At 69.0% G+C, this 13,025-nt stretch carries 10 protein-coding genes; 2 read left to right on the forward strand and 8 right to left on the reverse strand.

From position 1 onward, the window contains the following. Nucleotides 1–85: 85 nt before the first annotated feature. Nucleotides 86–1,720, forward strand: coding sequence for a YifB family Mg chelatase-like AAA ATPase (locus BTE28158_RS01660; protein WP_124626358.1), 1,635 nt, complete (start codon nucleotides 86–88; stop codon nucleotides 1,718–1,720). A gap of 333 nt (nucleotides 1,721–2,053) precedes the next feature. Here the strand turns inward: BTE28158_RS01660 and BTE28158_RS01665 are convergent, their stop codons facing one another. Beyond that, nucleotides 2,054–2,626: a hypothetical protein gene (locus BTE28158_RS01665; protein ID WP_151051122.1), complete on the reverse strand. Its 573-nt coding sequence runs from the start codon at nucleotides 2,624–2,626 to the stop codon at nucleotides 2,054–2,056. 162 nt (nucleotides 2,627–2,788) lie between these two features. Here BTE28158_RS01665 and BTE28158_RS01670 point away from each other — a divergent pair, with 162 nt between their 5' ends. Continuing rightward, on the forward strand, nucleotides 2,789–3,325 hold the full coding sequence (locus BTE28158_RS01670) for a peroxiredoxin family protein (RefSeq protein ID WP_044846739.1): 537 nt from the start codon (nucleotides 2,789–2,791) through the stop codon (nucleotides 3,323–3,325). Between the two features lie 97 nt (nucleotides 3,326–3,422). On the opposite strand, the gene BTE28158_RS01675 is transcribed toward BTE28158_RS01670, so the two are convergent. The 7 genes from BTE28158_RS01675 to BTE28158_RS01705 all read right to left on the reverse strand — a co-directional run bounded on the left by BTE28158_RS01675 (nucleotide 3,423) and on the right by BTE28158_RS01705 (nucleotide 13,019). Further along, nucleotides 3,423–4,778 (reverse strand): sigma-54-dependent transcriptional regulator, encoded by a 1,356-nt coding sequence (locus BTE28158_RS01675; RefSeq protein WP_059681626.1) that lies wholly within the window; start codon nucleotides 4,776–4,778, stop codon nucleotides 3,423–3,425. A gap of 91 nt (nucleotides 4,779–4,869) precedes the next feature. Continuing rightward, complete coding sequence (locus BTE28158_RS01680; protein WP_151051124.1) at nucleotides 4,870–6,879, reverse strand: sensor histidine kinase; 2,010 nt, start codon at nucleotides 6,877–6,879, stop codon at nucleotides 4,870–4,872. A gap of 4 nt (nucleotides 6,880–6,883) precedes the next feature. Beyond that, nucleotides 6,884–8,173 carry a dicarboxylate/amino acid:cation symporter gene (locus BTE28158_RS01685; protein WP_151051126.1) on the reverse strand — a complete coding sequence of 430 codons (1,290 nt, stop codon included), beginning with the start codon at nucleotides 8,171–8,173 and terminating at the stop codon, nucleotides 6,884–6,886. 353 nt (nucleotides 8,174–8,526) lie between these two features. Then, nucleotides 8,527–10,218: a cation acetate symporter gene (locus BTE28158_RS01690; RefSeq protein WP_151051128.1), complete on the reverse strand. Its 1,692-nt coding sequence runs from the start codon at nucleotides 10,216–10,218 to the stop codon at nucleotides 8,527–8,529. A gap of 11 nt (nucleotides 10,219–10,229) precedes the next feature. After that, nucleotides 10,230–10,535 carry a DUF485 domain-containing protein gene (locus BTE28158_RS01695; RefSeq protein ID WP_059599844.1) on the reverse strand — a complete coding sequence of 102 codons (306 nt, stop codon included), beginning with the start codon at nucleotides 10,533–10,535 and terminating at the stop codon, nucleotides 10,230–10,232. Between the two features lie 102 nt (nucleotides 10,536–10,637). Further along, nucleotides 10,638–11,843, reverse strand: a complete 1,206-nt coding sequence (locus BTE28158_RS01700) for a CaiB/BaiF CoA transferase family protein (RefSeq protein ID WP_151051130.1) — start codon at nucleotides 11,841–11,843, stop codon at nucleotides 10,638–10,640. A 30-nt stretch (nucleotides 11,844–11,873) separates the two neighbouring features. Beyond that, complete coding sequence (locus BTE28158_RS01705; protein WP_151051132.1) at nucleotides 11,874–13,019, reverse strand: acyl-CoA dehydrogenase family protein; 1,146 nt, start codon at nucleotides 13,017–13,019, stop codon at nucleotides 11,874–11,876. Nucleotides 13,020–13,025 lie beyond the last annotated feature (6 nt).

Genomic DNA, 13,025 nt, shown 5'->3' on the forward strand with positions numbered 1-13,025 from the left:
GCAGCGCGCAACGATTCCTCCGATTCCCGCGGCATGCGGCCCTGAACGGCCGTCGCCCGTCCGATTCATCTACAGGAGCCTCGCCATGTCGCTCGCCGTGGTGCGCAGTCGCGCGCCGGCGGCCGGCCGCGCGCCGGACGTCACCGTCGAAGTTCATCTTGCCAACGGGTTGCCGTCATTCTCGATCGTCGGCCTGCCTGATCTCGAAGTCCGCGAAAGCCGCGAGCGCGTGCGCGCCGCGCTGCAGAACTGCGGATTCGACTTCCCCGTCAGGCGTATCACCGTCAATCTCGCGCCGGCCGACTTGCCGAAGGAGTCGGGCCGCTTCGACCTGCCGATCGCGCTCGGCATCCTCGCCGCGAACGGCCAGCTCCCGGCCGACGCGCTGGCCGGCCGCGAATTCGCGGGAGAACTGTCGCTGACCGGCGCGCTGCGGCCGATGCGCGGCGCGTTCGCGATGGCGTGCGGCGCCGCGCGCGACTGGCGCGCGGGTCATGCCGAAGCGCAACTCGATTCCGGCGCCCGTTTCAGTTTCGATTCCAGCGGCCATGCCGGCGTCGATTGCGCCGCGATATCCGGCGAGACAGCCCCGTCGCGCCCGCCCGAGCTGTACCTGCCGCTCGACAGCGCGGCCGAGGCCGCGCTGGTGCCGGGCGTCACCGTGTTCGGCGCCCCCGACCTCCCCGCGCTGTGCGCGCACCTGGCCGGTGCGCCGGATGCCCGGCTCGCGCCGGTCGCGGCGCCCTGCCTCGATGGCGTGCCGGCGCCGGCCGCGCCCGATCTCGCGGACGTCGTTGGCCAACGCGGCGCCCGGCGCGCGCTCGAAGTCGCCGCCGCCGGCGGGCACCACATGCTGATGATCGGGCCGCCCGGCGCCGGCAAGTCGATGCTCGCCGCGCGGCTGCCCGGCCTCCTGCCGCCGCTGACCGACGACGAGGCGCTGACGTCGGCCGCGCTCCTTTCCGCGAGTCGCATCGGCTTCTCGCCCCCGCAGTGGCGGCGGCGCCCGTTCCGCTCGCCGCACCATTCGTCGAGCGCCGCCGCGCTGGTCGGCGGCCGCAACCCGCCTCAGCCGGGCGAGATCACGCTCGCGCACCTCGGCGTGCTGTTTCTCGACGAGTTGCCCGAATTCGACCGGCATGTGCTGGAAATGCTGCGCGAACCGCTGGAAGCGGGCCGCATCACGATCTCGCGCGCGGCCCAGCAGGCCGACTTCCCCGCCGCATGCCAGCTGATCGCCGCGATGAATCCGTGCCCGTGCGGGTGGCACGGCGATCCGTCCGGGCGCTGCCGGTGCACGCCGGATGTCGCCACGCGCTACCTGCGCAAGCTGTCGGGCCCGTTGCTCGACCGGATCGACATCCAGATCGACCTGCCAGCGCTGTCGCCGGCCGAACTCGCGTCGCGCGCGACGGCACCGGGCGAGCCGAGCGCGGCGGTCGCCGCGCGGGTCGCCCAGGCGCGTGCGTTGCAGCTCGAGCGGCAGGGCAAGACCAATCACATGCTGAGCGGCCGCGAGACCGACGACCTGTGCCGACCGACCGACGACGGCGAGCGGCTGCTGCGCGAGGCCGGCGAGCGCTTCGGCTGGTCGGCGCGCGCGTATTTCCGCGTGCTGAAGGTCGCGCGCACGATCGCCGACCTGGCCGGCGACCCGTTGCCGACGGCCGCGCAGATCGCCGAAGCGATCCGCTACCGGCGTGCGCTCACGGCGCTGTGAGCGCCTTCGGAGGACAAAATACGGCTGTCAAGACTTGACTTATGCACAATTTCACGAACCCGGCCCCAGATCACCCTGCACGGCCGCCCTTTCGTCGAAAAAATCATATCCCGTTGTTTTTATTGATTTTTCTCAAGGGGAGCGTGAGCTGTCAAATGCGCCGGAGGGCCGTCCGGCGCGGCTTTGCGGGAGATCCGGTCAACTTTTCAACAAAGTTATCCACATGCGCTGTGGATAGCCGAAAAATCCCCGCAAAATCCGGCGATTAGCGTCGAAAGCTGCGAATGAACTTTCAATTGCCACGGGAGTCGGAGGCGCCCTCGCCGGCCGCTGTCAGTCGAGTTTGAACGAGCCGAAAAACTGGTCGAGTTGTTCCTGCGCGAGCGGCCGGTCGGCGATCGCGACGGCCTGGTACGCGTGCCGGCCCCGCGCCACGAGCCGCGCCACGATTGTCTTGTGGGAATGGTCGCCGCCGCTGGCCGCGCCCGCGATATGCAGTTCGAGCCCGTTTACCGCACCGCCGGCCGCGAGCGGCACCGGCACCGAGGCCGTCTCTGACACGCCTTCGAGATTGCGCGACAACCCGGCCCGCAGGAACTCGAGCGCCGCGCGGCGCGTATCGTCGCGATCGTCGGGCAGCGTCAGCGTGCCGACCGCGAACACCGCGCCGTCGACATGCGCGGCCTGCATCCGCATCGGCATCGACGCACCGCCGACCGCCACCGGCTGATCCTCGACGGTCGGCTTCGCCGGCAGGTCGATCGTGTAGCCGGCGTCGTTGTGCAGCGTACGCCAGTCATATGACGGCGAGCACGCGGCCAGCGCCGCGCTCACGCACGCGAGCGCGGCGAAGTGTCGCAGGGGGCGAAAAAGGGGGCGCAACGAATGGAGAACTTCCTTCGGCATGGCAGTGATGGGGACAGGCAAAACGCCATTATCCGCCGAAGCCGACGCCCGGTATGCGCGGCGGCCGCCGGTGCATGCGCCGCATTCGCGCTAAAATGAGCGCCGAATTTCGACGTCCTTTGCATCGATCCGCGTCATCGACCGACTCCGAGAGCACCGCAGATGAACACCACGCCTCCCGCCCAGCGCCGCACCGGCCCCGCCCGCTATATCGTCGCGGCCGTCGTCGTCGCGGCCATCGCCGTTGCCGGCTTCTTCGCGTTCAACGGCAAGTCCACCGTGCCGGACGCCACGTTCACGCTGCTGTCGGGCCAGAAGGTGTCGACGGCCGGCGACCTGAAAGGCAAGGTCTACCTCGTGAATTTCTGGGCGACGAGCTGCGCGACCTGCATGCAGGAAATGCCGCAGATGGTCGATACCTACAATCGCTTCAAGGGCCAGGGGCTGGAATTCGTCGCGGTCGCGATGAACTACGATCCGCCGATGTACGTCGCGAACTACGCGCAGACGCGCCAGCTGCCGTTCAAGGTCGCGCTCGACGACGGCAGCGTCGCGAAGCAGTTCGGCAACGTGCAGCTCACGCCAACGACCTTCGTCGTCGACAAGGACGGCAAGATCCTGAAGCGCTACGTCGGCGCCCCGCAATTCGCGGAACTCGACGCGCTGCTCAAGAAGGCGCTCGACGGCAACGCGGCCTGAGCGCCGCACGACAGGACTCGCGGGGGCGTCCACTGCGCCCTGCTCCGCACCACGGACCGCCCGACCGGCCAGCCCGGTTCCGCGGTCCGTCTCTTTTTCAGCGCTCGGTTTCGCCTTTCGCCGACAGCCCGTAGCGCTTCATCTTCTCGTACAGCGTCGCCTTGCCGACATGCAGCCGGTCGGCCGTCGCCGCGACCGCGCCGCCCGTCTGGTTCAGCGCCTCGGCGATCACTGCGCGCTCGAACTGCTCGATGCGCTCCTTCAGCGTCTGGTCGCTCTGAGCATCGTCGCCGCCCGCGCCGGCTTCCTGCGGCATGTCGGCGACGCCGAGCACGAAGCGGTCGGCCGCGTTGCGCAGCTCGCGCACGTTGCCGGGCCAGTCGCGCTGCATCAGGCTCGCGCGCTGCCGGTCGGTCAGCACGGGGGCCGGCCGCCCGTAGCGCACGGCCGCGTCGAGCATGAAGTGCTCGAACAGCGGCACGATGTCCTCGCGGCGCTCGGCGAGCGGCGGCAGCGCGATCGTCACGACGTTGAGCCGGTACAGCAGGTCGCGCCGGAACGTGCCGGCCGCGACGAGTTCGCTCATGTCGCCTTTCGCGGCCGCGACGACGCGGCAGTTCACGCGGATCGGCTGGTTCGAGCCGAGCCGCTCCAGCACGCCGTCCTGCAGCACGCGCAAGAGCTTCACCTGCAGCGCGAGCGGCATGCTTTCGATTTCGTCGAGGAACAGCGTGCCGCCGGATGCGTATTCGAGCTTGCCGACGCGGCGTTTCGCGGCGCCGGTGAACGCGCCGGGCTCGTAGCCGAACATCTCCGACTCGAACATCGGCTCGGGCAGCGCGCCGCAGTTCACCGCGATGAACGGCTTGTCGCGACGCGGCGACAGCTCGTGCAGGCTGCGCGCGATCAGCTCCTTGCCGGCACCCGTGTCGCCGTTGATCAACACCGACGCGTCGGTCGGCGCGACGTTCGCGATCAGCTTGCGCACTTGTTCGATCGCCGGGCTGCGGCCGATGATGCGCGGCGCGACGATGTTCTGCCCGGCCAGCTCGCGCCGCAGCGCATGGTTCTCGAGCACGAGCTCGCGCCGCTCGAGCGCGCGGCGCACGGTCTCGATCAGCCGCTCGGCCGCGAACGGCTTCTCGATGAAGTCGTACGCGCCGTCGCGCATCGCCTGCACGGCCATCGAGATGTCACCGTGGCCCGTGACGAGGATCACCGGCACGTCGGGCACGCGCTCGCGGCACTGCGCGAGCAGGTCGAGCCCGCTCGCGCCGGGCAGCCTGATGTCGCTGACGATCGCGCCGGCGGTTTCCGCGACGATCGCCTTGTCGGCCGCCTCGGCCGATTCGAACCCGACGACGTCGAACCCCGCGAGCTGGAGGCTCTGCACGCTCGCCCGGCGAACGAGCGCATCGTCTTCGATATAGATCACTTGCAGCCGGTTGGCCATCTTGGTCACTTGCTCCTGACAGGCCGCGCGGCGCGGGTGCGCGCGGCTCTCGTTGATGCCGGTCGTGCGGCGAACGGGTTTGCGGCGAGTCCTAGTGCGAGCCCGCCGGCTCGGACACCGAGTCCGGATGATGCGTGCGCGCGCGCCGCAGCGTCAAGACGAACAGCGCGCCGCCGGACGGTGCATTGCGCGCGGTCAGCGCGCCGCCCGCGTCGCTCGCGATCGACGACGAGATCGCGAGGCCCAGCCCGAGCCCGCGCCCCATTTCCTTGGTCGTGAAGAACGGCTCGAACAAGCGTGGCAGCAAGTCGGGCGCGATGCCGGAGCCGTTGTCGCGTACCTCGATCGCGAGCGTCGCGACCGACACCGCGATCGTCACTTCGATTGCCGGTGCCGCGACGCCCGCGACCGCGTCGAGCGCGTTGCCGAGCAGGTTGATCAGCACCTGTTCGAGACGCAAGTCCTCGCAGCGGGCGACGAGTTCCGGATAGTCGCCCGCGAGGTCGAGCGGCGCATCCTGCGCGGGCGATACGGTCGCATCCTGCAGCGTCAGCGTGAGCGCGACGCCGTGCAGCCGGTCGCCGAGCAGCGACAGCACGCTGCGCAGCGCGCGCACGACGAGCGCCCGTTCGTTGCGCGGCTTCGCGCGGCCGACGAACAGCTTCAGCTGGTTGGTGATCTTGCCCATCCGCTCGGTCAGCGCGGCGATCGCCTCGAGGTTTTCGCGCGCGGCCGCCTGCTCGCCTCGATCGAGCAGCACGCGCGTGTTGTCCGAGAAGCTGCGCAGCGCCGCGAGCGGCTGGTTCAGTTCATGCGTGATGCCGGCCGCCATCTGGCCGAGCGCGGCGAGCTTGCTCGCCTGGATCAGTTCGTCGTGCGCGGCGCGCAATTCCTGTTCCGCGCGGATCCGGTCGCCGACTTCCTTCTGCAATTGCTCGTTCGCCTCCGACAGGTCGGCCGTGCGCTCCTCGACGCGCCGGTTCAGCTCGGCATACGCCTGCTGCAGCAGTGCGCGGCCGCGGATCATCTCGCGCACGCGTGCGCGGCGCATGCGCCAGTAGAACGCGAGCAAGGCGACCGACACGAAGCCGAAGCCGGTGACGATCGTCGCATTGCGCGCGTCGGCGTCGATGGGCGCGATCGGCGCGAGCGTCACCAGCAGCCAGTCGGGTTCGCCGATCCGCCGCTTGCTGGCGAGGAAGCGCGGCGCGCGCAGGCCGGGACCGAGACGCACGATCTCCGCGTCGGCGTCGAGCACCTGCTCGACGCGCAGCGGCAGCGGCGTGACGGGTTGCTGCGCGTACTGGCGCGTCTCGTAGATCGACGCGGCGACGGGCCCCGTCAACGGATGCAGCGTGTGGTATTTCCACGCGGGCACGGACGACAGGAACACGACGCCGTGATCGTCCGCGACGACGAGCGGCTCGGACGCGTCGGCGCCCTGGAACCATTCGAGATTGAGCTTCACGACGACGACGCCCGCGATCCTGCCGTCGCGCCACACCGGCTGCGAGATGTAGTAGCCGGGATCGCGCGAGATCGTGCCGATCCCGAAGAAGCGGCCGACCTGGCCGCCCATCGCATCGATGAAATACGGACGAAACTGGTATCCGGTCCCGACGAAGCTGTCGGGCGCGCGCCAGTTGCTGGCGGCGACGCACAGGCCGTCCGCGCCGATCACGTAGGTGACGGTCGCGTGCGCGTGTTCGTTGAGGTCTTCGAGATAGCGGTTCGCGCGCGCGGTGAAATCGGCGCGCTTCGGCTCGGCGAGCAGGTCCAGGACGTACGGGTGGCTGCCGAGCAGATAAGGCAGCGACTCGTAACGGTCGAGCGTGCTCTTGAGCGCGTTGGTGGTGCGGTCGGCCCGCACCGCGGCGTTGCGCTGCAGCTCGGCGACGCCGCGCCGCCACGTGATGGTCCACGTCAGCGCGCACGCCGCCGCGAGCGCGGCGGCAAGCATGACGAGGATGAGCAGGCGGCGCTTCACGGACGTGACTTCCTGGCGATGCGGATCGCCTATTGTGTCATAGGGCTCCATATCGCCGCCCGGGCCGCCGCGCGGCGCACCGCCCGCGGGCGGTGCCGCCGCCTGCTCATTCATGACGTCAGACGCCGGCCGTCTCGGTCGTCGCGACCTCGCCGCCGCCCTTCAGCGCCTGGCGCAGCTTGTTGCGGTCGAGCTCCTTTTCCCAGGCCGACACGACGACCGTCGCCACGCCGTTGCCGACGATGTTGGTCAGCGCGCGGCATTCGCTCATGAAGCGATCGATGCCGAGGATCAGCACCATGCCCGACAGCGGGATCGTCGGCACGACGGCGAGCGTCGCGGCGAGCGTGATGAAGCCCGCGCCCGTGACACCGCTCGCGCCCTTCGACGTCAGCATCGCGACCGCGAGCAGCGTGAGCTGCTGCATCCACGTCAGCTCGATGTTGGTCGCCTGCGCGATGAACAGCACGGCCATCGTCATGTAGATGTTGGTGCCGTCGAGGTTGAACGAGTAACCGGTCGGCACGACGAGGCCAACCACCGAGCGCGAGCAGCCGGCCTTCTCCAGCTTTTCCATCAGCTGCGGCAGCGCGGCTTCCGACGAGCTCGTGCCGAGCACGATCAGCAGCTCTTCCTTGATGTACGACACGAAGCGGATGATCGAGAAGCCCGTGGCGCGTGCGATCGCGCCGAGCACGACCAGCACGAACACGACCGCGGTCAGGTAGAACGTGCCGATCAGCTTGAGCAGCGGCACCAGCGAGCCGACGCCGTACTTGCCGATCGTGAACGCCATCGCGCCGAACGCGCCGATCGGTGCCAGCTTCGTGACGATGTGCACGATGCCGAACAGCACGCGCGTGAAGCCGTCGATGAAGTCGGTCACGACCTTGCCGCGCTCGCCGAGGTGCGCGAGCACGCTGCCGAACAGCAGCGCAATCAGCAGGATCTGCAGGATCTCGCCCTGCGCGAACGCATCGACCATCGTGTTCGGGATGATGTGCATCAGGAAGTCGACCGTCGACTGCCCGTGCGCCTTCGCCGCGTACGACGCGACGGCCTTGCCGTCGAGCGTCGCCGGATCGATGTTGAAGCCGACGCCCGGACGCAGGATGTGCGTGGCCGCGAGGCCGAGCAGCAGCGCGAAGGTCGACACGATCTCGAAGTACAGCAGCGCCTTGCCGCCGACGCGTCCGACCTTCTTCATGTCCTCCATGCCGGCGATGCCGGTGACGACCGTACAGAAGATGATCGGACCGATCACCATCTTGATCAGCTTGATGAAGCCGTCGCCGAGCGGCTTCATGTCGGTGGCGAGCGCCGGGTAGAAGTGGCCGAGGATCACGCCGACGATGATGGCGAAGATCACCTGCACGTAGAGCACTTTGTAGAAGGGTTTCTTCTTCACGATGGTTCCTGCTGAAGTAGATGAGCCGATGGAAACGGCGTCACGCGCGCGGACGAATGTGTCAGGGGAAAAGTTACTCGCCCGCGCGGCTGCCGTGCCGCAACAAGCGATGCCTCAGGACGTCCGGAGGGAGTGGAAGGCAGTGGTCATCGATTGTCTCCTTGGTTTAATAGTCGGCCGGGGGATGGCCGTGCTTTTCATATTGCAAGGTCGATGCCAGGTGTCCGGAACCCCTCAAGCCGTTGTTTTCATTGTATTTCTCATAATGCGGCAGGCAAGGAAATCCGGGATTCCGGATTTCCGGAAAACATCCGTCCGGCGATCCGGACGGATGGGGCATTTCATCTGACGAATCAGTGCTGCACGGCTTCACCGGCCAGCACGCCCGTCTGCGCATAGAACTCCTGCCGCGCGAAGGCCTCGCGTTCGCGCCGCGCGCGCTCGCCGCGGTCCGCGAGCGAGCCGACGACGATCCCGAAGAACGCGAGCGGCACCGACACGAGCGCCGGGTTGTCGAGGAACACCGGCGCATGCGCGTGGTGCAGCACGTCGACCCACACCGACTTCGACAGCACCGTGAGCGCCACCGCCGACGCGAGGCCCAGGCTGCCGCCGAGCACCGCGCCGCGCGTCGTCATCCCGCGCCAGAAGATCGACATCGCGAGCACCGGGAAATTGGCGCTGGCGGCCACCGCGGCGACGAGGCCGACCATGAACGCGACGTTCACGTGCTCGAACAGGATCGACAGCGCGATCGCGACCGCGGACAGCCCGATCGTCGCCGCGCGCGAGATGCGCATTTCCAGCCGCTCGTCGGGCTTGCCGCGCGCCCACATCTGCGCGTACAGGTCATGCGAGATCGTGGTCGCGCCGGCGAGCGTCAGCCCGGCGACCACCGCGAGGATCGTCGCGAACGTGACGGCCGCGATGAAGCCGTAGAACCAGTTGCCGCCGACCGCCTGCGCGAGCTTCACCGCGACCATGTTGGAGCCGCCGAGCAGGTCGTGCGTCAGGTTGAAGGTGCCGTTCGCGCCGAGCTTGAAGAACTCGGGATGCTGCGCGAGCAGCACGATCGCGGAGAAGCCGATCACGAAGGTCAGCAGGTAGAAGTAGCCGATGAAGCCGGTCGCGTAGAGCACCGACTTGCGCGCCTCCTTCGCGTTCGGCACCGTGAAGAAGCGCATCAGGATGTGCGGGAAGCCGGCCGTGCCGAACATCAGCGCGATGCCGAGCGACAGCGCGTTGGCCGGATCGCGGATCAGCTTGCCGGGCCCCATGATGCCGAGCGCGCCCGGATGCACGGCCACCGCACGGCGGAACATCTCGTCGATGCTGAAGCCGAATTCGGCGAGCGCGAGCAATACGAGCAGCGTCGCACCGCACAGCAGCAGCACGGCCTTGATCACCTGCACCCAGGTGGTCGCGGTCATCCCGCCGAAGAACACATACACGACCATCAGCACGCCGACGATCAGCTCGGCCGTGCCGTACGACAGCCCGAACAGCAACTGGATCAGCTTGCCCGCGCCGACCATCTGCACGACCAGGTACAGCACGACGATCGTCAGTGCGTTCGCGGACGTCAGTAGCCGGATCGGCCGCTGCGCGAAGCGGTACGCGACGACGTCGACGAACGTGAACTTGCCGAGGTTGCGCAGCGGCTCGGCGATCAGGAACATCACGAACGGCCAGCCGACCAGGAAGCCGATCGAGTAGATCAGTCCGTCGAAGCCGAACATGAACACCATCCCCGACAGCCCGAGGAACGACGCGGCCGACATGTAGTCGCCCGCGATCGCGAGCCCGTTCTGCAGCCCGGTGATGCCGCCGCCGGCCGTGTAGAAGTCGCGCGTCGAGCGCGTGCGGCGCGCGGCCCAGCGCGTGAGCGCGAGCGTCGCGAACACGAACGCGAAGAACATCGCGATCGCGACCGGGTTCAGCTCGACCTTGTCGGGCATCGGCCCCGCGACGGCGCTCGCGTGCACGGTGCAGGTGGAGAAAACGAGAACGGCCAGCGCGCCGAGCGCGCTCGAGATGCGTCGCATGTCGGCCTCCGTCACGAACGTTGCAGGATCGCGTCGACGCGGCGGTCGAACGCACGGTTCGCGCGCAGCACGTAGCACGCGGTCAGTCCGATCGCGACCAGGATGATCGCGACGCCCGCGACGATCCCGACCGTGGTCGTCGCGCCGCGGTACAGCGGCGCGGCCAGCACGTGCGGCGCGAGCGCGACGAGCAGGATGAAGCCGTAGTAGGTGGCGATCATCAGCGCCGTCAGCGTGAAGCTGAAGCGGCGTCGGGCACGCACGAGCTGCTGGTAGTCACGGCGCGCCGTGACCGATTCGATGAAGGAATGCTGCATGGTGTCTCCAATGTCCCCTCGTCGTTCGCGAGGCGTGTCTTATGGATGGTCGGCGCGCGTCGACTGCTCCGCCCGCGCCGCGGCGGCAATACATGAAACGCGCTACACGACGCGATCCGCATGCAGCCGCGCCAGGTCGTCCGGCGACAGCCCGAGCCAGCTACCGAGCACGTCGTCCGTATCGGCGCCGAGCACGGGCGGCGCACCGCGCACCGGCAGGCGCGCGCCGTCGAAGCGATACGGCGGCGCGAGCACGTCGACGCCGCCCGCGACCGGATGCGGCTGCCGCGTGACGAGCCCCGCACGGGTCGCGCGCTCCGACGTCAGCGCGTCGTGCAGCCCGAGCACCTCGCCGCACGGAATGCCCGCATCGGCGAGTGCCGCGAGCAGCATCGCGCGCGGCCGCCGCGCGAGCTCGCCCCGAATCTCCGGCAGCAGCGCGGCGCGGTTCTCCGAACGGCCGAGGTTGGTCCTGTAGCGGTCGTCCGCGGCGAGGTCGGGCCGCTCGATCGCGTCGCAAAAACGCGCGAACTGCGTGTTGTTGCCGACCGTGATCACGAGCGGACCGTCGGCCGCGTCGAACACGCCGTACGGCACGATCGACGGATGCGCGTTGCCGTAGCGCGGCGGATCCTCGCCCATCAGCAGCGCGTCGAGTCCGTAGTACGCGGTGATCATCAGCCCGCAGTCGAACAGCGCCATCTCGATGCGCCGTCCGCGCCCCGTCGCATGGCGCTCGTACAGCGCGGCGAGGATCGCCTGCGCCGAATACATGCCGGTGAACAGGTCGACCGCCGCGACGCCGAATTTCAGCGGCGGCTGGCCGGCCTCGCCGTTCAGCGCCATCAGCCCCGCCTCGCCCTGCACGACGAGGTCGTAGCCGGGCCGCGCGGCCTCCGGGCCCGAGCGGTCGTAGCCGGAAATCGCGCAATGCACGAGCCGCGGATTCAATTCGGCCAGCGCGTCGTAGCCGAGGCCGAGCTTCTCCGCGCCGCCGAACTTGAAGTTGTGGATCAGCACGTCGGCCTGCGCGGCTAGCTCGCGCGCGATGCGCTGCCCCTCTTCGGTCTGCAGGTCGACGCAGATCGACCGCTTGCTCCGGTTCACGCTGTTGAAGTAGGTCGTCTCGGTCGCGCCGATCCGCAGCCCCCAGTCGCGCGTGTCGTCGCCGCGCACCGGATGCTCGACCTTGATCACGTCCGCGCCGAAATCGGCGAGCACCATCGCGCTCCACGGGCCCGCGAGCACGCGCGAGAAATCGAGCACCTTCACGCCGGCCAGCGGCAATGCGCGCGGGTCGTTCGTCATCCTTGTCTCCTCCATTCGCGTCGTATGCCTTTACTGTTTCGACAGCGCGATGTAGCGCGCGAGATGGTGATCCTCGTCGCCGAGCTGGTGATCGATCATCACGAGCCGCTTCGCGTAATGCGACAGCGGCAGCTCCCATGTCATCCCGATCCCGCCGTGCAGCTGAATGCTTTCCTCGGCGACCAGCGTGCCGATCCGGCCGATGCTGTATTTCGCCGCTGCGAGCGCGCGCTCGCGCACCACACGCGGCGCATCGAGCTGCGCGGCCGCATTGATCACCGCCGAGCGCGCCTGCTCGACTTCGAGCAGCAGATCGGCCATCCGGTGCTGCAGCGCCTGGAAGCTGCCGATCGGCAGCCCGAACTGCTTGCGCGTGCGCAGGTAGTCGAGCGTCGCGTCCTTCGCGACGTCCATCGCGCCGAGCGCCTCCGCCGACAGCGCGAGCAGCCCGTAGCCGAGCACGCGTTCGAGTAGTGCCGCGCCCGTTTCGCCGTCGAGCGCATCCGGCGCGCCGAGCGCGGCATCGGCCGGCAGCGCGACACGCTCGAAGCGCACTTCGGCCGCGCGGCCGCCGTCGATCTTCCGGTAGTCGCGCAGCGACACGCCCGGCGCGTCGGCCGGCACGACGAACAGGCCGATGCCCGCCGCGTCGTCGTCGCGTCCCGACACGCGCGCGCTCACGACGAAGAACGCCGCCTGCGCGGCCTGGTCGACGACGCCCTTCGCGCCCGTCAGCACCCAGCCATCGCCGGCACGCTCGGCGCGTGTGCGCACGGTCGTCAGTTCGTAGTGCGAGCCCGGCTCGTCGTGCGCGAACGCGGCGCTCGCGCGGCCGTCGATCAGCGCGGCAAGCCGTTCACGATGCGCGGCGCCGCCGGCGAGCGACAACGCGCGGCCCGCGAGCAGCGCGCCGAGGAACGGCTCGACGACGAGCCCGCGCCCGAGGCATTCGAACACCACGGCGATGTCGAAGCCCGCGCCGCCGAAGCCGCCGTCGGCTTCGGGAAACAGCGCGCCGACCGCGCCGAGTTCGGCGAAGCGCTGCCACATCGCGCGATCGAATCCGTCGGCCGACTGCGCGATGCGGTCGCGCACCGGGAACGCATACTGTTCGGCGATGAAGCGGTTCAACGTGTCCGCCAGCATCCGGCGGTCTTCTGTGTGCTGGAAATCCATCGTCGC

The organism is Burkholderia diffusa (assembly GCF_902499115.1).
Taxonomy (GTDB): domain Bacteria; phylum Pseudomonadota; class Gammaproteobacteria; order Burkholderiales; family Burkholderiaceae; genus Burkholderia; species Burkholderia diffusa.

Bases quoted from the DNA above. Each gene is read 5' to 3' on its own strand.
- BTE28158_RS01660 (WP_124626358.1), top strand. From the start codon at position 86: ATGTCGCTCGCCGTGGTGCGCAGTCGCGCGCCGGCGGCCGGCCGCGCG.
- BTE28158_RS01665 (WP_151051122.1), bottom strand. From the start codon at position 2,626: ATGCCGAAGGAAGTTCTCCATTCGTTGCGCCCCCTTTTTCGCCCCCTG.
- BTE28158_RS01670 (WP_044846739.1), top strand. From the start codon at position 2,789: ATGAACACCACGCCTCCCGCCCAGCGCCGCACCGGCCCCGCCCGCTAT.
- BTE28158_RS01675 (WP_059681626.1), bottom strand. From the start codon at position 4,778: ATGGCCAACCGGCTGCAAGTGATCTATATCGAAGACGATGCGCTCGTT.
- BTE28158_RS01680 (WP_151051124.1), bottom strand. From the start codon at position 6,879: ATGAATGAGCAGGCGGCGGCACCGCCCGCGGGCGGTGCGCCGCGCGGC.
- BTE28158_RS01690 (WP_151051128.1), bottom strand. From the start codon at position 10,218: ATGCGACGCATCTCGAGCGCGCTCGGCGCGCTGGCCGTTCTCGTTTTC.
- BTE28158_RS01695 (WP_059599844.1), bottom strand. From the start codon at position 10,535: ATGCAGCATTCCTTCATCGAATCGGTCACGGCGCGCCGTGACTACCAG.
- BTE28158_RS01700 (WP_151051130.1), bottom strand. From the start codon at position 11,843: ATGACGAACGACCCGCGCGCATTGCCGCTGGCCGGCGTGAAGGTGCTC.
- BTE28158_RS01705 (WP_151051132.1), bottom strand. From the start codon at position 13,019: ATGGATTTCCAGCACACAGAAGACCGCCGGATGCTGGCGGACACGTTG.